Origin of the sequence: Cesiribacter sp. SM1, assembly GCF_020178975.1 — a bacterium.
Classification (GTDB): domain Bacteria; phylum Bacteroidota; class Bacteroidia; order Cytophagales; family Cyclobacteriaceae; genus Cesiribacter.
Genome location: NZ_JAHXBU010000047.1, coordinates 304,516 through 323,784, shown reverse-complemented (window position 1 = coordinate 323,784; position 19,269 = coordinate 304,516). Strand labels below are relative to the sequence as shown.

Here is a 19,269-nt window from a genome sequence, read left to right as displayed (position 1 = left end):
ATGTTCAATGGTTTAGCCCTTAACCCTGCCTATGCCGGCAGCCAGAAGCAGTTTAATGCCATGGCTGTTATCCGCAGCCAGTGGGTGAACTTTGAGGGTGCCCCTAAAACACAGATGCTAAGTGTGCATGCCCCCCTTGATCGAAAGAACATTGGCCTGGGCATGCTCATCTCCCATGAAACCATTGGCGTACATACCGACTGGAGTGCCTATGTCTCCTATGCCTACCAGATCAAGTTCAAAAGAGCAGGTATGCTTTCGCTGGGTCTGCAGGGGGGCCTCAACTACCGCCAGTCTGACTTTAACAGCCTGACTGTTCAGGCCGGAACTGATCCGCTGCTGGGGTACTACCGCAAGTCTACGCCTAACTTTGGTACAGGAGCTTTCTACAGCACCAGAAAAGGTTATGTAGGTTTATCTTCTCCCTTCCTGGTAGAAAATAAAACCTTTGATATTAACAGCGATGGCCTTATTACCGAAAACAGGGAGGCCCGCTACTATTACCTGACAGCCGGTAAACTCTTTGAACTGGGGCCCAAGGTACAAACAATGCCCTCTATGCTGCTTCGCCTGCAGGACAACATGCCCCTGGGCTATGACCTTAGCCTTAATTTCTACTACAACAAGGTGCTGGGCACAGGCATCTCCTACCGCAATGGAGATTCTATCATTGGTATGTTTCAGCTGATCTTGAATGAGAACGTAAATTTTGGCTACGCCTACGACTACACCCTCTCCAGTTTGAGCAACCATACCCAGGGATCGCACGAGCTTCTGCTGAATTACCGCATCAGGCTTAGTCCCGAACCATGCCACGCTTACTTCTAGCAACAATAAACTCACGGCAATAAAGCAGGTCAGCAAAGGCCTGCTTTATTTGTATTTTCACGGGGCTGTATCAATCCTGCCCAGCTGTGACAATATATAAATGTAACCTGCAAATAATGAAATAATACTATTTCAGGAGATCGAAAAATCTTTGTTTAACCAACAATCCGCTTCGTAAAACATAGTTTTTATCTGAGTTTTGTTAAAAAAATGTTACTTTTTTCCCCAATTCTTTGAAATCTATCAATAAAACGGCCTTTTTAGATTATTTTAACCTGAAGAATTGGAATATTACAAACTCTTCCTGTATAATTGGTTTATGAAAATTGAAGACGAAATCCACCAGAAGCACTTCAGGAATGAACACCAGAGGGCTGCTGTAAACCTATTATATTCTCACAGTTGGCTCACTACAAAAATCAAACAATTCTTGAGTGAGCATGATATTACCATGCAGCAGTTCAATGTTCTCCGAATTCTTCGCGGCCAGCACCCCGAGAGTATTTCTACTTCGGTTATACGCGAGCGCATGCTGGATCGTAATTCAGATGCCAGCCGTATAGTAGACAGGCTTCATAAGCAGGAACTGGTAGACAAACAGCCCTGCCCCAGCGACAGACGCCTGGTAGATGTACGCATCAGCAGTAAAGGGCTGAGGCTGCTGGAAAATATAGATCAGCGCCAGGTGGAGTTTGACAGTTTTCTGTCCAATATTTCAGAAGACGAAGCCAGAGAATTAAACCGCATACTGGATAAAATCCGGAGCAACCCAGAGGAACTGAAATAAGATAAGAGGCGCTGTTACTAAACATTAGTTGCTACGCTGCAAAACAGGTACATTCTTCAATCAAAAGCGGCCGCCGGTAAATTACCGGGCGGCCGCTTTTGATTTACATTTAAGACGTTACAGGCTGTTTTTTTTTGCTTAGCCTCTATTGCTGCTAACGCATTTTGCTGCTGTATTCTTTAACTGTTTCTATAAAAACCTTCACCATCTCGGGGTCAGTATCCGGGTAAACCCCATGACCAAGGTTAGCAATGTGCCTGTGTGGGCCAAACTGCTCCAGCATGCGCCGGGTGGCACCTGCTACTTCCTTTGCATTACCATACAATACACAGGGATCCATATTACCCTGTAGCGTTTTATCTGTTCCTACCCATTTACGGCATTCTTCAGGATCCATGTGCCAGTCGAGCCCAATGGTCTGGCACGGCAGGGCCGACATTTCTTTTAGCGCAAACCAGGCTCCTTTTGCAAAAACAGTAAGTGGCACCTGCCCGTCCAGGGCTTCGCAGATCTGGCGGATGTAGGAGAGTGAAAACTCGCGGTACTGCTCCGGCCCCAGGATACCGGCCCAGGAATCGAACACCTGCAGCAGGTCTGCTCCTGCTTTTACCTGCGCCTGCAGGTAAGCGATGGTAGAATCGGTGATCATTTGCAGCAGCTGGTGTGCCAGTTCGGGCTGTGTATACAGCATTTTGCGTGCCTTGGAAAAAGTTTTGCTGCCACTGCCCTCTACCATATAGCAGAAAATGGTAAAAGGTGCGCCTGCAAACCCTATCAGCGGTACCCGTCCGTTAAGTTCTTTTTTTGTAATGCGAATTGCCTCCAGCACATAGCCCAGGTCAGATTCAGCATCGGCTACCTTTAAAGTGTTAAGGTCCTGCTCAGTAGCTACAGTTTTAGGAAAGTAGGGGCCTTTTTTCTCCTGCATTTCGTAGAGGCACCCCATGGCTTCGGGGATCACCAGGATATCAGAAAAAATAATAGCGGCATCCACGCCCAGAATATCTACCGGCTGTATGGTTACCTCGGCAGCCCGTTCAGGTGTTTTCACCAGTTCAATAAAATCACGCAAACTGTTCCTTACGGCGCGGTATTCCGGCAGAATACGGCCGGCCTGTCGCATAAGCCATACAGGGGTACGTTCGGTTTTTTCGCCTCGGGCTGCTCGCAGCAGCAGATCATTCTTGAGTTCCATATGGGCACAAAAGTAGTATTAGAATTGTTGCAAGACAAAGAGACAACGAAAGTACGCTGGCTTTTTTTACGCAGCGCAAACGGTTTCCGGAATCGCTTTTTCCTTACCTTTACAATGTTTAACACGCTAACATGAGTTTTCTGTTTGATAATTTTTTGGCCTGGAAGGCCTACTGTGAAAAAAATGAGCTGCTCCTGCACGAGAGCGTAGCCGAGTATGAAGGAGAACAAAAGGGTAAATCGCCGGAGGCAATCCGGGAAGGGCTTAGGCGCGCTTATGCCGTTATGAAAGATGCTGTGCAAACAGGCCTTACAGAAGATATGAAATCGCGTTCCGGCATGATCGACAATGGCGGCAAAAAAGTCTACAACCATTCTCTTTCAATTCTGTCTCCTGAATTTCAGAGACTTATTGCGCGCGCACTGGCAGCCAAAGAAGTAAACTCCTGCATGGGCCGTGTGGTGGCAGCCCCTACGGCCGGTGCCTCCGGTATTTTACCGGGCACACTCTACACCCTGCAGGAAATACACGGGCTGGATGACGAGCAGATGATAGACGGACTGCTGGTAGCAGCAGGCATTGCCCTTATTATTCAGCAGCGGGCTTCCCTGGCAGGTGCCGTTGGTGGTTGCCAGGCCGAAACGGGCAGCGCTGCCGCTATGGCCTCCGGAGCCATGGTCCATGTTTTAGGAGGTAGCATAGACCAGGTATTCAATGCCGTTGCCATTACCATTCAATGTATGCTGGGGCTGGTGTGCGATCCGGTTGCCGGCCTGGTAGAAGTACCCTGTGTGGTGCGTAATGCGAGTGCAGCAGCCATTGCTTTTTCTTCTGCACAAATAGCCCTGGCTGGTGTGGGCGGCACCATACCGGTCGATGAATGCATAGAAGCCATGGGCGAAATAGGCCAGAGCATGGAGGCCCGTTATAAAGAAACTGCACTGGGCGGTTTGGCAGCAACCACTACCGGCCAGGCCATCAGCAAAAGAGTGCTGATTCAGGATATTGAAATTCTGCCAGACGAAGAGAAAAGTCCGGAATAAACCGCACCACCTTATTTTGGGTTTAAGCTTTTTGTTGCTGCACATTTATAGCGCCTGCCAATGAAGAGAGATTTTACTAAAAGCACCAGCATTGAAAAACCCGGGAGTACCCTAACTAGCGGCACAGAAAAACCATTAGCAGTAGGCATATCTCCTATCAAAGTAACAGTAGCCCTGTTATGCATAAGCGTGCTGTTACTACTAGGCAATTTGGTTTCTGTGTACCTGATTGCCTCCGGAAAAAACAGTCAGTCGGTTTTGCTGTGGTATACTGCCTGGTATTTCGATTTTAATGGTGAATCAAACTTTCCGGCATTTTTTTCAACGCTGGCACTGATGTTTGCTGCACTACTCAACCTGGTGATTTATCGTTTCCTGAAAACAAATGCTGCAGCAGACAGCACTTATTGGCTGGTGCTGGGGCTCATTTTCGCTTTTTTATCAATTGATGAAAATGTACAGCTACATGAGGCAATAGCAAAACACCTGCGGCCAGTGCTTCCTACCGATTTCAATGGCTTTTTCTATTGGGCATGGGTTGTGCCCTACTCTGTAGTTGCACTGGCAGTAGCTGCTTACTTCTTTACCTTTGTGCTAAACCTGCCAAAGAAAACCCGAACCCTTTTCATTGCCAGCGGGCTGCTGTTTATGCTTGGCGCACTGGGCCTGGAATTTATTGAAGGGTACTATTTTAAGTTATATGGCCTGGACCACCTCATCAACAAAATTCTGTACTGCATAGAAGAGTTGTTTGAAATGTGGGGTATAATCATATTTATCTATGCCCTGCTTGATTATGCCCGTTCTCTGAACATCAGGTTACGCTTTAACCCGCAAGAAAATGCCTGATTCTCTTCTGTTATGAATGATTGACCGGCTGAAAAAAAGCACAGCGAGTGGCTAAATTGCTGATGCAAGTCTTTTAGATAAAGCGTGCCTTAGAAACTGGGTTTATCATCATTATAGAATTCCACTGGGTAATATGTGCTTTCCGCCGTAAATAATTCCATTTAAAACAAGCCCCCAGAACACAGCACTCGCCAGCATGGAAAGAATGATCTTCTGACGGTCGCCGGAAAAAGCATTTACCAGTAGCGCACCGCCTATGGGGGTAAAAACCAGCGGGGTTAAAAAGCTTACGCCAAATACGCCCCAGCGCTTCCACACCCTTACAAACCTGCGGTTGTTAGGTGTAAAAAGCTTTCGCTTTTTGCCAATCAGCTTGTGTACCCAAAGCCTGATGCCTGGCCCCAGCAGCGTCAGCAGCAATACGGTCGTCATCATACCCAGGGTACTAAACAGGGCGCTCTCCCAGAAGCTAAGGCCTGTAGCCACCCCTGCAAGGGGGCCTGCTATAAACTTTACCATGCTGCCCAGGTACACTGTAAGATATTTGACGAAAGCTTCGAGCATTTAACTGATCACAAAATAGGTGTAAACACAGTAGACGGACAGCAGTACGCCCCCCTCTACCCGGCTGATGGTGCGCTTTATGAACATCATGGGGAGCACCAGCAATGTAATAGCCAGCATCCACACCATATCAACGTTCACAATATCACTATTAACGTATACTTCTTTTATAATGCTGGTGATGCCCAAAATTGAAAAAATATTAAAAATATTTGAGCCCAGCAGGTTGCCCACGGCCAGATCGCTTTCTTTCTTGAAAGCCGCTATGGCAGATGTAACCAGCTCGGGCAGGCTGGTACCCACCGCTACCACGGTTATGCTGATTACCCGCTCGGTTACCCCCAGGTAGCTGGCAAGCTCGCGGGCACTGCCTACAAACCATTCAGAGCCAAAATACAAGCCCGTTACGCCCGCCAGCAGGTAGAGCACATCTTTCCAGGGTGCCTGGCTGGGCAGTTCCTCATCCATTACATCTTCCAGCGCATGTTTGCTTATGTTTTCCTTGCGGCTTTTCCTGATCAGGAATACAATGTAAATAACAAGCAGGGCTACAAAAAAACCTCCTTCCAGCTGACTGATGTAGCTATCCTGCACAATAGCATACAACAGCAGCGAAGCACCCATGGTAACAGGCCAGTCTATTTTGATGCTGTCTTTATGTACTATGATAGGTGTGATGAGTGCAGCCACCCCCAGCACCAGGGCAAGGTTACAGATGTTGGAGCCTACTACATTTCCCATGGAAATATCGGGCGTTCCCTCCAGGGCAGCCCTGATGCTCACAAACAGCTCGGGGGCAGAGGTACCAAAGGCAACTACCGTTAACCCTACCACAAGGGTGGATATCTTAAATCGCAATGCCAGGCTGGAAGCACCACGCACCAGAAAATCACCACTCACAATCAACAATACAAGACCCGCCAGCAACAACAGCGTTGTAAATACCATCTTACTTACTTAAAGTTTTTCTCCATACGAAAGGTCTCCGGCATCGCCCAAACCCGGCACTATATACGCTTTTTCATTCAATCGCTCATCAAGAGCTCCAACCCAAAGCGTATAAGGCAGCTTAAGCTGATCTCTGAGGTAGGCTACACCCTCTGGCGCAGCAATAACTGCTGCTATGTGAATGTGCCTGGGAGTTTCCTGTGCACAAAGTGCCTCCAGTGTCTGTACCATAGATTTTCCCGAAGCCAGCATAGGGTCTATTACAATAAGGGTACGGTCCTGGATCGATGGAGCAGTCTGGTAGGTTAGTTCCACCCGCAGGTCTTCGGCACTGGTGTGTGGCGCACGGTAAGCCCCTATAAAACCGGTATCAGCTCTGTCAAAAACCTGGCTGAAGCCTTCGTAAAAAGGAATGCCTGCCCTAAGAATTGGCACCAGCACCGGCTGCTGGGCAGGTAAATCTACCATGCACTCGGCCAGGGGTGTCTGAATGCTTTGCTGCTGGTAGGTAAGTGCTTTAGATATTTCATAAGCCAACAGCACCCCCAGGCGCTCCAGGTTACGCCTGAAGCGGAGTCGGTCTTTCTGTACTTGCGTATCGCGCAGCTCTGCCAGGTACTGATTGGCAATAGAAGGCTCTCTGTTCAATATAAACATGCCGTAATTAAAAAACGCTAAGCTAAATAATGCCGCAGCCTCTTGCAACCTTGTGATCAGGCACGGTGTTGCAAAAGCCTGCCAAGGCAGTAACTTTTTAAATTAATCCTTCAGGCTCTGCTACTGTTCGTATAATTTTCCACTACTTTACTTTTTTTTCCGACTTATGAACTTTGCACTACTCAAACAACTCTGCCAGATACATGCCCCCTGCGGCGAAGAAGCAACACTCAAAGAATTCCTGCTAGCCTACATTCGCAAGCAAAGTCCTAAGTGGAAGGTACAGCCAAAAATTATAGCAGGTCCCCAGCTGCAGGATGCCTTTATGCTGGTATTTGGCAAGCCCCGCACTGCCGTTTTTGCACACATGGACAGCATAGGTTTTACCGTACGCTACCAGAACCAGCTGGTACCCATTGGTGGCCCCCATGCCGAAACAGGCTACGTTTTAACGGGAAGCGACAGCCTGGGACCCATAGAATGTACACTGGTTGAAGAAGAGGGGCAGCTGAGCTACAGATTTGGCAGGGCAATAGAAAGAGGCACCAGCCTTGTGTTTAAAGCACACTGGCGCGAGGAGGAAGACAGCATCCAGTGCTGCTATATGGATAACCGCCTGGGAGTGTTCAATGCCCTTAAACTATGCGAGGAACTGGAAAATGGTGTTATTGCGTTTACCAGCTGGGAGGAGCATGGCGGTGGTTCCGTACCCATCATTGCCCGTATTCTGTATGAAGAGTATGGCGTACAGCAGGCACTGATATCAGACATTACCTGGGTAACAGAAGGGGTGCATGCCGGCGGGGGTGTGGTAATTTCCATGCGCGACCGCAACATACCACGCCGAAGTTGGGTTAATCGCATCATAGCACTGGCAAACGAAAGCGGCATAGACTACCAGCTGGAGGTAGAGGGCGGCGGCTCCAGCGATGGGCGCGAACTGCAGATCTCGCCCTATCCTTTCGACTGGTGCTTTATTGGCGCACCCGAAGATAATGTGCATAGCCCTGATGAAATAGTGCACAAGCATGATATTGACTGCATGTTGCAGCTTTACGGTTACCTGATGGAGAAGCTGTAAAAGAATTTTTATATGTTTGCCCTAAACTGCAAAAGCCTGAAGAGCAAAAGCCTGGCCCTATGATCATTAAGGATAAAGAATTTGTTCCCTATCTTGAAAGCAAGCGCATTCAGGAAACCATTAGCCAGCTGGCTAGCCGCATTAACGTAGATTATGCCGGTAAAACCCCCTTGCTGCTGGCAGTACTGAATGGTTCTTTTATGTTTGCCGCCGACCTGATGCGCAACCTGAACATCCCGGTTGAAATCAGCTTTATCAGGCTTAGCTCCTACAAAAGCACCAGGAGCTCAGGGCGTGTAAAAGAACTCATTGGGCTGGAGGAAAATATTTTTGGCCGCCACCTGATTATTGTAGAAGATATTGTAGACACCGGCCTTACCATGCGCCACCTGCTGAACGAATTGCAGGAGCTTGGCCCCAAGTCGCTGGAGGTAGCCACATTACTTCACAAATCAGAAGCAACCAAAGAGGTAATAGATTTAAAGTATGTAGGCTTTGTGATACCTAAAAAGTTTGTGGTAGGCTACGGGCTCGATTATGACGGGCAGGGCCGAAACCTGAACGATATCTATTCACTGGCGAACTAATTAGTACTTTTTTAATTTAGCAGATAAGCTTATCTTTGAACCCTTTCTAAAAAGAAGCCCCCGGGCAGAAAATCGTCTATTATGCTGAACATTGTTTTGTTTGGCGCTCCAGGTGCCGGTAAAGGCACTCAAAGCGAAAAACTGATCCAGAAATATCAATTGCAGCACCTCTCTACGGGTGACCTTTTCAGGATGCACCTTAGCAATGGTACTGAGCTGGGCAAGCTTGCCCGCACCTATATGGACCAGGGCCATCTGGTACCCGACTCAGTAGTAATTGGGATGGTTCGCGAAAAGATTGAAGCACATAAAGACAGCAAGGGCTTTATCTTCGATGGTTTTCCCCGCACAGTACCCCAGGCAGAAGCACTTGACGAAATGCTGACTGAGCTTGACCTAAGCATCAGCTGCATGCTGGCATTGGATGTACCCGAAGAAGAACTGAAACGCCGCCTGGTGGAAAGAGGCAAAGTCTCCGGCCGTACCGACGATCAGGACCCGGAAAAAATCAACACCCGTATACAGGTGTACCGGAATGAAACCCTGCCCGTGGCCGAATACTATAAAAAGCAGGATAAATTCATACCCATACAGGGTGTGGGTAGCATTGATGAGATCTTTGATAACATCTGCAGCAAAATTGAAGAGCATGCAAAATAGGCTGCAGAGCAAAAAAACTGCCTGAAGCCTGATGCAAATAAAACTTTCATCTATGTGCTGCCCCAACCAAAGGGCAGCACTTTTTGTACATATATATGTGCAGGCTTAAAATAGCCTGCTGAACACTATGGCACAGTCCAACTTTATAGATCACGTAAAATTCTGTTCCCGCTCCGGGGCCGGCGGAGCCGGTTCTGTACACTTCAGGCGGGAGAAATATGTACCCAAGGGCGGCCCCGATGGCGGCGATGGCGGTCGTGGCGGCCACATCATACTAAGGGGTAATTCGCAGCTCTGGACCCTGCTGCACTTAAAATACCGCAAGCACGTAATTGCCGAAAACGGCGTGGCAGGCTCTGGCCAGAACTCCAGCGGCGCACAGGGCAAAGACGAAATTCTGGAAGTACCCCTGGGCACTGTTGCCAAAGATGCCGAAACTGGCGAAATCCTGTTTGAGATAACCGAAGACGGGCAGGAAAAAATATTAACCCCCGGCGGCCGTGGCGGCCAGGGCAACAGCCATTATAAGTCGCCTACCAACCAGGCGCCCCATTACGCCCAGCCAGGCGAGCCCGGCAGGGAGGAGTGGATTGTACTGGAGCTAAAACTACTGGCCGATGTTGGCCTGGTGGGTTTTCCGAATGCAGGCAAAAGCACACTGCTGGCCTCTGTGTCGGCAGCCAAGCCAGAAATAGCCGACTATGCCTTTACTACCATAGTACCCAACCTGGGTGTAGTGCCCTATCGAGATTACCGTTCTTTTGTAATGGCCGATATTCCGGGCATTATTGAGGGTGCTGCCGAAGGCCGCGGCCTTGGCCTGCGATTCCTCCGCCACATAGAGCGCAATTCTATTCTGCTCTTTTTGATTCCGGCCGATGCCAAAGACCTGCGCAAGGAGTACAACATTCTTATCAGCGAGCTGCAGCAGTTTAACCCAGAGCTCCTGGACAAGCAACGTATTCTGGCAATCAGTAAAAGCGACCTGCTCGACGAAGAGCTGATGGAAGAAATGAAGCAGGAACTCCCTGCCGAACTTCCCACCATCTTTATTTCTGCCGTAACCGGCTATAACCTGGATAAACTAAAGGATTTAATCTGGAGAACGCTGCATACAGAGGAGCGGGAGTGAGGGAGTGATTAAATCAAAACTTTCACCCCTGCCAATTTGACACCTCACCCCCTTTGGCAAAATAATTGTGCAACTCTTTTTGTTCTGAAAATTGTAGTTGATATGAGTAAAGATCAAGATAAAGATAAAGATATTGTAAACGAACGCCCCAATGGCGCCCAAACTGCCAGCGAGCATAGCGAACATGCTGCCCTTACTGACACAGAGACACCCACGCAAAGTGATGTGTCAGACCAGGCACAGTCTCCTGAAGTAGAAGAAGAACAACGCAGAGGCGAGCTGGAGGAGCAGAAAGAAAAATACCTGCGCCTTTACTCGGAGTTTGAAAACTTCAGGCGCCGTACTGCTAAAGAAAAAATGGAGCTTACCCGCACCGCCAACGAAGAAATGGCCTCTGCCATGCTGCCGGTGCTCGATGACTTTGAGCGTGCCATCAAGGCCTTTGAGAAAGACAATTCCCAAAGCGACAGCACCAAAGAAGGCATGATGCTTATCTATAACAAGTTTAAAAGTGCGCTGGAGCGAAAAGGTGTTAAAGTAATGCAGGTTGAAGCCGGCAGCGAATTCGATGCTGAATATCAGGAAGCTATTACCCAAATACCCGCGCCTGACGAATCACTTAAAGGTAAAGTGGTGGACGTGGTAGAAAAAGGCTACACCCTTGGCGATAAAGTTATTCGATTTGCCAAGGTAGTGATTGGCGCATAAGGCAAAACTATGGCTAAACGCGATTACTACGAAATATTAGGCTTAAGCCGATCTGCAACTCCGGAAGAAATTAAAAAGGCTTACCGGAAGATTGCCATTAAATACCATCCGGATAAAAACCCGGATGATCCGACTGCAGAAGACAAATTCAAGGAAGCAGCAGAAGCTTACGAGGTACTTAGTAACCCCGATAAGCGCCAGCGCTACGACCAGTTTGGCCATGCCGGCATGGGCAATGGCGGTGGCTTCAGTGGCAATATGGATGATATCTTCTCCCAGTTTGGCGACATCTTTGGTGGTGGTGGAGGCAATCCGTTTGAAAGCTTCTTTGGTGGCGGCGGCGGCCGTGGTGGCCGGCGTAAAGGCTCCAACCTGCGCATTAAAATTAAGCTAACGCTTGATGAAATTGCAGCTGGTGTAGAGAAGAAGGTAAAGGTGAAACGACTGGTAGTAGCCGAAGGTGTTACCTACAAAACCTGCCAGACTTGTGGCGGTAGCGGCCAGATCCGTAAAGTGGTAAACACCATGCTGGGCCAGATGGTATCTGCCAATACCTGCCATACCTGCCATGGCAGCGGCAAGGTAATAGACCAGAAGCCTACGGGTGTAGACAATACCGGCCTGGAGCAAAAAGAAGAGATTATCTCTATACGCATACCTGCAGGCGTAGCCGAAGGTATGCAGCTAAGCATGTCGGGTAAGGGTAACGAGCCTCCGGGCGGTGGTTATCCCGGCGACCTGCTGATTGTAATAGAAGAGCAGGAGCACGAAGAGCTGAAGCGCGAAGGCAATAACGTTGCCTACGATCTGTACCTGAACTTTGCCGATGCCGCCCTGGGTACCTCTGTAGAGGTGCCAACCATTGATGGCAAGGCTAAAATAAAAATAGAACCAGGTACCCAAAGCGGTAAAGTGCTGCGCCTGCGCGGCAAAGGCATTAAAAACATCAATGGTTACGAAACCGGCGATCAGCTGATCCAGATCAACGTTTGGACCCCACAACAGCTAACCCGCGAAGAACGCGAGCTGCTGGAGAAGCTTAGGGAATCTCCGAACTTTGATCCCACACCTGACAAAAAGGAAAAAGGCTTCTTTGACAGAATGCGTGAGTTCTTTTAAAGGGTAATTCTTATATAATTAAGTAAATTAAGCCGGCTCAGCAGCCGGCTTTTTCTTTGAATGCAAGTACCAATCTGCCAAACAAGCATACATTCCTTTCGTGTTGAAAAAGCTGCATTGAGTATGCAAACACAAGTCTTCTGATACCCGAAACCTCATACCCACCATGGCCCTGATCAGCAAAAAGAAAAAGATATACTCCATTAGCCAGCACCTGCGTACCTACCTGCGCAGCCAGAACCGGGAAACAGAATTACCCCTCTCCTACAAAGACCTGCTGCGTTACGATAATTCTATTCCGCTTTACGACAGGTTTGGAGCCGACACGCTATGGGAAACTGTTTTTTACCCTCAGTCAGAAATGGAGGGGATCTACCACAGCCTGAAGGTGATTTATGCACAGCTTAAGACCCAGGGCGATTTATCGATTGTTGATCACCTTTCTATTGAGCGGGTAGATCTATGCGTATATGGCAACACCAAACCATTCAGGGTACGCATTGTAAACAACATCAATGATAACTTCGATTACTTTTATATAAAAGTGGCAGACGCCTCCCGGGTGTATGGCCTGGAGCTGGAGCATTTGCTATCTCCCAACCACATCAACTTTGTGGTGCACGACCAGACACTGATAGAAGAGCATATTGCAGGCATACCGGGAGACCAGTTCATTAAAAAGTACCTGCATGAACATACCTTAAATGAAATTCGGCTGGCAAAGGAGTTTGTAAAGTTTAATGAGCGCTGCTTTGTAAGGCTGTTGGGCGATATGCACAGCAGCAACTTTGTAATTGAGGTAACGCCCGATTTTGAGGAAGTGCATTACAGGATAAGGGCGATAGATTTTGACCAGCAGTCTTACGAAGGGCGACGGGGCGTATATATGCCGCAGTACTTCAAACAGAATAATCCTATCATTGAAATAGGACTCAGGAACATGACCCCTACAACCATGCGCCAGTACCAGCGTGAGGAAAGAACCCTGATAGCCAACAGGATCAATACCTCCAGCACTACCATCAAGAAGTTAATCCGCACCATGACAATGGACGAACTGGCACCAAAAGAAAATATTGAACACCTGCGCACAGATCTGGCGCATTATTATGATGACCCGGAATTTGAGAAATGCCGGAACATGGGAGAAATTTTACAAAACAGCCTCTCGCTGCTACTTCAGAAAATGAAGTTATAAGTAGTTCTTGTAAATCTCAGAGGCTTTTTTGAACACGTCTTCATCGTTAAGACCAGTCATAAAACGTGCATCATGCGCTGGAAATCCGCTTTTGCAGAGTTTCATGTAACGGCTGTAGCTTTTTAGCAAATGTAATTGCTCGCCTCTGTTCATCATCTCTTGCGCTACCATAAGCATAGGGGTGTTTGTGGTTGCCATTCAGCTAGTTAAAAAAGTTATAAACAGGCTTGTCCACATTTATACGAACAAGGTTGATAAAATGTTTATAACTTTCTTCAAAAATAGTAGCAAAAGTTTAGATGCCTGACATGCAGACCTTACGCTGTAATGAATGAGAGATAATTGTTACAACTTAGATTACAATTTCTCCTTCTTCAGGATTACCATAAGTTGTATGCACCTGGTTCTCATAGCGTAAGCCACACATAAGCGCTATAAGCGCATCGGCATGATGCCAGCTGGAGATTGCAAAAGGCCGTGTGATTAGTGAATGTATTTCTACATTTTTTTGACAAAATATTGCAGGCTCCTCTGCTTTACTACGGTAACCCACTGCTTCTGTTGCAAAAAACCGTACCCAACCCGAGGGGTAGGTTTCAAAAAATTGCACTTTACTTGGTAGCAACTTATTTTTCAATTGTATGGCCCTTGCAGTTAGGCCTCCCAGGAACATGGGCGACATGGCCCGAAGCTCCCTGTCGGCCTTCCGGTAAAAATAATCGGTGCAATGCTGCAACCCACTGTACACCCCCGGCAGGCTTAACGGGGCATCAATAAATACTTTCCGGAGCCTGAACTCCTCCGTCAGGCCTGCTAAAAAAATATCTGCATCTTCTCCTTTGCGGCTTGAAAATAATTTTATCTCACCGGCCACCAGCACAGCCATAACAGTAGTACCTGCCAGTTTACTGCCATAATCAACACCAGCAATGGCAAATTGCGGGAGGTTCAGCATCAGGCATGCTTTATTGTAAGATTGAGCATGCTTAACAGAAATAGCGGCTTATTTACTGTTTGCATCAGGAGCAGCTCCTCACCAACATTGGTTTCTTCATCCAGGAATTTAAAAAGGCGCTGCACCGGGTTTTTCTCGAACAAGCGTGCAAACACCGCCTCACCTTCATCACCTTGCCTATCCAGTATGTTCAGCATTGTAGCATCGTACAACCTGTGCCTTAAGGGTGTGCTCTCCGGCAACGGCCGCTTTCCCTCCTCCAGCAGTTGCACAATTTCGCTGCACTGCTGCTGAATGCGCCTGAAGGTATAACCGGTAGAAGGCTTGGAGGCGCCTCCTACTGAACCAATGTTCAGGATATGCTGCCCCCGATTTTTAGGAAAGCTGTAGGTTGTCATAGGAATTACCCCCCACTCCTCCTCTACTATGGAATATTCATTAAGCTGCAGCACCTCCCGGATGTATCGTTTTAGCTCCTGCTCGTAGGCAGCAGGCGCCAGCAAACTATCCGAAAACAGGGTGTACTCTACCAGTGCCCGGGTAGGGCTCTGCGGAATCAGGTAAAAAAATCTTAAGCAGCCCTGCTGCGGCGTTCTGAAATCGAAGAGGCGTAGCAGGTTTGGCTGAAAGGCAGGCACTGAAGTGTCTATGACCCAACCCTTAAAATGCTGTCTAAGGCTGATGCTTTTTTGCGCAGCCTTTTTCAGGGCCTCCCCAAGAAAACAACTATTGAATATCCATGGAGCCCTGAAGGAACCTGCGCCGGTGTAAACAAATGCGCCATTGTCTGTATCATCAAAACCCTCTATGGAAGTCTGCAGCCAGTGAACATTCGGGAACTGCCCCAGCCAGCCCCTGACAACTTCATAAAATCGCCTGCCCTCCAGCACCCGATAGCTGTAGGGCGCCAGGGAAATTACATCTGTATAGTAGCGGCTGAAAAATTCGGCATCCTTAAATTGCCAGCTTACATAATCATCGAATGGCTCAGCGCCTTTTGCCCAATAGCCCCAGGTGCGGTCGTTTTCGGTTTTAGCAGAGCGGTCTATGAGCAGGATTTGCTTCTCCCTAAGCTTTGGGGAATGTGTTAGGTGCCAGGCCAGGCTTAAGCCGGCCGCACCGGCACCTGCTATAATAAAGTCGTATTGTTGTTGATTCGCCAAAGAAAAACGATACAGAGCTGCAAAATAAAAAAGTTCAGCAACAGATTAACTGTTACTGAACCTTCATCATCAACCTTTCAGTTAGAACCTTAACTATAGCATTAACGCTGAGGCAGGCTCTTCTGGTATGGCTGCCTTAAAATTTACTCATGAAACTAGGCGTGCTGCTCAATTACGCGCCTGAGCTGCGCCGCCTGCTGCACACCAGACTGCTGCCACACCACCTTGCCATTTTTAAACAGCATAAGGGTAGGCACACCTCTTACTTTAAAATGACTGGCCAGCGCCTGGTTTTTATCTACATCTATTTTAACAATTTTAGCTTTATCACCTACCTGGCTCTTGAGCTCATCCAAAATGGGTGGCATCATTTTACAGGGTCCGCACCAGGTTGCGTAAAAGTCTACCAGCACCGGGGTGTTCCCCTGCACCAGCTCATTGAAATCTCCTTTCATAAGCATAAAAGTTTATCTGCACATTAAACACCAAAACAACCCATTCTTGTTCACTTTTAAGAAAGAGGGTAGTGCTGCTATGCAAAGTTAAAGAGAGCTGAGCCAGAACTAAAAAATCTTACCCAAAACAGGCGCACCAACCGCCCCTCATAAACACATTCATAGCCCATTAATTTAGCACATTACTCCATTAGCCCTACCTTTGCAACATGAGTAAACGCGTTATAGGCTTTTTGGTCTTTGGCGGACTGATGGCCATTTTTGTATATACCCTGCTGCAGAGCAGCAACACTGGCGAAGACCCGGAGGTCTATCAGCAAAGAATAGAATTTGACCGCTACGATAAAGATAAAACTTTCAAAGCAGCAGAAGACTCTCCTATTCCTGAAGAAGAGCGCAGCAGCTTTAAGGGGCTGAAATACTACCCGATAAAACACGAGTACCGGATCAATGCCCGCCTGGAGCAAAATCCGCTGGAGGAGCACATGCAGATACAAACCAGTACCGGCACCGCCGAGACTTATAAACGCTGGGGCTGGGCGCACTTTCAGCTAAACAACCAGCCCCTGAAGCTGCTCATCCTGCAGTCTACCGACGGAACCAACCACCTCTTTGTGCCCTTTGCCGACGAAACCAGCGCCCGCGAAACCTACGGTGCCGGCCGCTACCTGGAGGTGCCCGATCCCGAAGGCAATAAAATAGTGCTGGATTTTAACCAGGCCTATAACCCCTACTGTGCCTATAACGAGCGCTACACCTGCCCGCTACCGCCTAAAGAGAACATATTGCCGGTAGCCATCGAAGCCGGCGAAAAAAGCTACGAAAAATAAGGTTTGCGCTTCGGCAATCCTTTAAAATGCTTAATTTTGCGAATTCTGCACGTTAACTGCTGCACATGAAAATTTCTTATAACTGGCTACGCCAGTATATCGATATACAAGAATCGCCGGAAGAAATAGCCCGGCTGCTCACCTCCTCCGGACTGGAGGTAGAGAGCGTTGAAAAACAGGAAGGACTTCCCGGCGGCCTGGAAGGCATCGTAATTGGCGAAGTACTAACACGCGAGCAGCACCCTAATGCCGACCGCCTTAGCCTCACAACGGTAGATATTGGCAGCGGCGGGGTAGTACCCATTGTTTGTGGAGCAGCAAACGTAGCAGCAGGCCAGAAAGTAGTGGTAGCCACCGTTGGTGCCACCCTGTACCCTACCGGTGGTGAGCCCTTCCAGATCAAAAAAGCCAAGATACGGGGCGAAGCCTCAGAGGGCATGATCTGTGCCGAAGATGAAATTGGCCTGGGCACCTCTCATGCCGGCATTATGGTGCTGGATACCCAGCTGCCCAATGGCACTCCTGCTGCCCAATATTTTAATCTTAAAGACGACTACCTCTTTGAGATAGGCCTTACGCCCAACCGCTCCGATGCTGCCTCGCACATAGGCGTAGCCCGCGACCTGAAGGCGCTGCTGAACCGACCCGTGCAGTGGCCTGATGTTTCTGGCTTTACAGTAGACAACCACAAGCGCAATATTGAGGTAGAGGTGCAAAACCCCGAAGCCTGCCCCCGCTATTCCGGCCTTACCATTAGTGGTGTAAAAGTGCAGGAGTCTCCGGACTGGCTAAAGGAGCGCCTGCAGAGCATAGGCCTGGAGCCCATCAACAACGTGGTGGATGTAACCAACTTTGTGCTGCACGAACTGGGTCAGCCCCTGCATGCCTTCGATGCCGATAAAATCCGCGGCGGCAAAGTGGTGGTTCGCTACCTGGCTGCCGGCACTGTATTCCGCACCCTCGACCAGAAAGACCGTAAGCTGCAGGAGCAGGACCTGATGATCTGCGATGCTGAAGGCGGCATGTGCATAGGCGGTGTGTTTGGCGGTATGGAAAGCGGCATTAGCGAGGGCACCCAAAGCGTGTTCCTGGAAAGTGCCTACTTTTCACCAGACTGGATCAGGCGCACGGCCCAGTACCACGCCCTGAAGACTGATGCCTCTTTTCGCTTTGAGCGGGGCACCGATCCAAACATCACGGTTTATGCCCTGAAGCGGGCGGCACAGCTGATCAAAGAAGTGGCCGGTGGCGAAATAAGCTCCGATATTGCCGATTTCTACCCGCAGCCTGTTGAGAACTTCAGCATTAAGGTACGCTGGCAGAAGCTGTATGAGCTTATTGGCCATCATATACCCGAAGAGGAAGTTAAGAAAATACTGAACAACCTGGATATACAACTGCAGGACGAAACTGCCGAAAGCTTTACTGCCATAGTGCCTCCTTACCGGGTAGACGTGCAACGCCCTGCCGACATAGTGGAAGAGGTGCTGCGCATCTATGGCCTTGATAACATCCCGATGCCGGCAGGCCTTAGCAGCAGCTACATGGCTGAATTCCCTAAAACGGACGAGAATATTCTGCGCCAGGAAGCCTCTGCCCTACTGGCAGCCAACGGTTACCTGGAGATCATGACCAATTCTCTTACCAATCCCGAATATGCCCGCAAAAGCGATTTTCTGGAAGAGGAGAAGAGCGTAGAGATCCTGAACAAACTAAGCGAAGACCTGGGTGTAATGCGCCAGACGCTGCTCTTTAGCGGACTGGAAGTGATCGCACACAATATTAACCACCGGCAGCGCGATCTGAAGCTATTTGAGTTTGGAAAAACCTACCGGAAAGAAGATAATAAGTACCAGGAGCACAAGTATGTGGGTATGTGGATAACTGGCCTGGCCGAAGGAGAGCATTATCTGCAGGAAGCCCGTCCGGTGGCCTACCACGACCTTCGTTTATCTATTGAGCTGTTACTCAATCGTTTCGGAATAAATGATACTTATCCACAAGTTATTCACGAGCGAGAATTTGCCTACGGCCTGGAAATTGTGTATAATGGTAGGAAAATTGATCGGGCTTTTGCCAAACAACCTATTGTTCGCCTTGGTAAGGTAAAACCTGCTTTGGCAGCACTTGCCGGTGTAAAGCAGGAGGTGTTCTGGGCAGAAGTAAACTGGGCTCTGCTGCTGCAGCTCTCGGGCATTCAGGAAACGGTGTACCAGCCTGTTTCCCGCTTTCCGGAAGTACGGCGCGACCTCTCCCTGGTATTGGATAAAGGGGCTACCTTTAACCAGATCCAGGAGATTACCCGAAAAGCCGAAAGTACCCTGATTAAGCGTATCAGCGTTTTTGATGTGTACGAAGGCGATAAAATAGAGGCAGGCAAAAAGGCTTATGCTTTAAGTTTTATACTTCAGGACGAAGACAAAACACTGACCGATAAGGTGATAGATAAAACAATGCAGCGGCTGATGGCTGCTTTTGAAAAAGAACTTGGTGCTTATATCCGAAAATAG

The 19,269-nt window shown here is 48.5% G+C and carries 21 protein-coding genes; 13 read left to right on the top strand and 8 right to left on the bottom strand.

The window, feature by feature from the left end; all coding sequences use genetic code 11:
- A partial coding sequence (locus KWJ01_RS12845) for a type IX secretion system membrane protein PorP/SprF (protein WP_224996853.1) occupies positions 1-828 on the top strand: 828 nt, incomplete at its 5' end.
- Positions 829-1,147: 319 nt separating this feature from the next.
- A complete protein-coding gene (locus KWJ01_RS12840) occupies positions 1,148-1,615 on the top strand; it encodes a MarR family winged helix-turn-helix transcriptional regulator (RefSeq protein WP_224996852.1) in 468 nt (155 codons plus the stop codon).
- A 154-nt stretch (positions 1,616-1,769) separates the two neighbouring features.
- Here KWJ01_RS12840 and hemE read toward each other — a convergent pair whose 3' ends face one another.
- On the bottom strand, positions 1,770-2,810 hold the full coding sequence (gene hemE, locus KWJ01_RS12835) for a uroporphyrinogen decarboxylase (protein WP_224996851.1): 1,041 nt from the start codon (positions 2,808-2,810) through the stop codon (positions 1,770-1,772).
- 131 nt (positions 2,811-2,941) lie between these two features.
- On the opposite strand from hemE, the gene sdaAA reads away from it, so the two are divergent.
- Both sdaAA and KWJ01_RS12825 read left to right on the top strand, forming a co-directional pair.
- A complete protein-coding gene (sdaAA, locus tag KWJ01_RS12830) occupies positions 2,942-3,853 on the top strand; it encodes an L-serine ammonia-lyase, iron-sulfur-dependent, subunit alpha (protein ID WP_224996850.1) in 912 nt (303 codons plus the stop codon).
- Between the two features lie 60 nt (positions 3,854-3,913).
- Positions 3,914-4,702 (top strand): multidrug transporter, encoded by a 789-nt coding sequence (locus KWJ01_RS12825; protein ID WP_224996849.1) that lies wholly within the window; start codon positions 3,914-3,916, stop codon positions 4,700-4,702.
- A gap of 111 nt (positions 4,703-4,813) precedes the next feature.
- Here the strand turns inward: KWJ01_RS12825 and KWJ01_RS12820 are convergent, their stop codons facing one another.
- From KWJ01_RS12820 to upp, 3 genes are read right to left on the bottom strand one after another with little or no spacing between them, the layout of a single operon-like run.
- Positions 4,814-5,221: a hypothetical protein gene (locus KWJ01_RS12820; protein ID WP_224996848.1), complete on the bottom strand. Its 408-nt coding sequence runs from the start codon at positions 5,219-5,221 to the stop codon at positions 4,814-4,816.
- 45 nt (positions 5,222-5,266) lie between these two features.
- Positions 5,267-6,214: a calcium/sodium antiporter gene (locus KWJ01_RS12815; RefSeq protein ID WP_224996847.1), complete on the bottom strand. Its 948-nt coding sequence runs from the start codon at positions 6,212-6,214 to the stop codon at positions 5,267-5,269.
- 9 nt (positions 6,215-6,223) lie between these two features.
- Positions 6,224-6,871 carry a uracil phosphoribosyltransferase gene (upp, locus tag KWJ01_RS12810; RefSeq protein WP_224996846.1) on the bottom strand — a complete coding sequence of 216 codons (648 nt, stop codon included), beginning with the start codon at positions 6,869-6,871 and terminating at the stop codon, positions 6,224-6,226.
- Positions 6,872-7,037: 166 nt separating this feature from the next.
- Between upp and KWJ01_RS12805 the strand changes: the two genes are divergently transcribed.
- The 7 genes from KWJ01_RS12805 (at position 7,038) to KWJ01_RS12775 (ending at position 13,356) form a co-directional block, all read left to right on the top strand.
- Positions 7,038-7,952: an aminopeptidase gene (locus KWJ01_RS12805; protein WP_224996845.1), complete on the top strand. Its 915-nt coding sequence runs from the start codon at positions 7,038-7,040 to the stop codon at positions 7,950-7,952.
- 59 nt (positions 7,953-8,011) lie between these two features.
- Positions 8,012-8,539: a hypoxanthine phosphoribosyltransferase gene (hpt, locus tag KWJ01_RS12800; protein ID WP_224996844.1), complete on the top strand. Its 528-nt coding sequence runs from the start codon at positions 8,012-8,014 to the stop codon at positions 8,537-8,539.
- 81 nt (positions 8,540-8,620) lie between these two features.
- Positions 8,621-9,199 (top strand): adenylate kinase, encoded by a 579-nt coding sequence (locus tag KWJ01_RS12795; protein WP_224996843.1) that lies wholly within the window; start codon positions 8,621-8,623, stop codon positions 9,197-9,199.
- Between the two features lie 127 nt (positions 9,200-9,326).
- Complete coding sequence (obgE, locus tag KWJ01_RS12790) at positions 9,327-10,331, top strand: GTPase ObgE (RefSeq protein WP_224996842.1); 1,005 nt, start codon at positions 9,327-9,329, stop codon at positions 10,329-10,331.
- Between the two features lie 102 nt (positions 10,332-10,433).
- Positions 10,434-11,039, top strand: a complete 606-nt coding sequence (locus tag KWJ01_RS12785; protein ID WP_224996841.1) for a nucleotide exchange factor GrpE — start codon at positions 10,434-10,436, stop codon at positions 11,037-11,039.
- A 9-nt stretch (positions 11,040-11,048) separates the two neighbouring features.
- Positions 11,049-12,158 (top strand): molecular chaperone DnaJ, encoded by a 1,110-nt coding sequence (dnaJ, locus tag KWJ01_RS12780; RefSeq protein WP_224996840.1) that lies wholly within the window; start codon positions 11,049-11,051, stop codon positions 12,156-12,158.
- A gap of 166 nt (positions 12,159-12,324) precedes the next feature.
- Positions 12,325-13,356: a hypothetical protein gene (locus KWJ01_RS12775; protein ID WP_224996839.1), complete on the top strand. Its 1,032-nt coding sequence runs from the start codon at positions 12,325-12,327 to the stop codon at positions 13,354-13,356.
- Here KWJ01_RS12775 and KWJ01_RS12770 read toward each other — a convergent pair.
- The 4 genes from KWJ01_RS12770 to trxA all read right to left on the bottom strand — a co-directional run bounded on the left by KWJ01_RS12770 (position 13,351) and on the right by trxA (position 15,929).
- A complete protein-coding gene (locus KWJ01_RS12770) occupies positions 13,351-13,554 on the bottom strand; it encodes a hypothetical protein (protein WP_224996838.1) in 204 nt (67 codons plus the stop codon). The genes KWJ01_RS12775 and KWJ01_RS12770 overlap by 6 nt on opposite strands.
- A gap of 154 nt (positions 13,555-13,708) precedes the next feature.
- Positions 13,709-14,311 (bottom strand): hypothetical protein, encoded by a 603-nt coding sequence (locus tag KWJ01_RS12765; protein WP_224996837.1) that lies wholly within the window; start codon positions 14,309-14,311, stop codon positions 13,709-13,711.
- Positions 14,311-15,474 carry a lycopene cyclase family protein gene (locus tag KWJ01_RS12760; protein WP_224996836.1) on the bottom strand — a complete coding sequence of 388 codons (1,164 nt, stop codon included), beginning with the start codon at positions 15,472-15,474 and terminating at the stop codon, positions 14,311-14,313. The genes KWJ01_RS12765 and KWJ01_RS12760 overlap by 1 nt, the downstream gene beginning before the upstream one ends.
- A gap of 155 nt (positions 15,475-15,629) precedes the next feature.
- Positions 15,630-15,929 (bottom strand): thioredoxin, encoded by a 300-nt coding sequence (gene trxA / locus KWJ01_RS12755; protein WP_224996835.1) that lies wholly within the window; start codon positions 15,927-15,929, stop codon positions 15,630-15,632.
- A gap of 209 nt (positions 15,930-16,138) precedes the next feature.
- On the opposite strand from trxA, the gene KWJ01_RS12750 reads away from it, so the two are divergent.
- Both KWJ01_RS12750 and pheT read left to right on the top strand, forming a co-directional pair.
- Positions 16,139-16,759, top strand: coding sequence for a DUF1684 domain-containing protein (locus tag KWJ01_RS12750; protein WP_224996834.1), 621 nt, complete (start codon positions 16,139-16,141; stop codon positions 16,757-16,759).
- A 65-nt stretch (positions 16,760-16,824) separates the two neighbouring features.
- Positions 16,825-19,269, top strand: a complete 2,445-nt coding sequence (gene pheT / locus KWJ01_RS12745; protein WP_224996833.1) for a phenylalanine--tRNA ligase subunit beta — start codon at positions 16,825-16,827, stop codon at positions 19,267-19,269.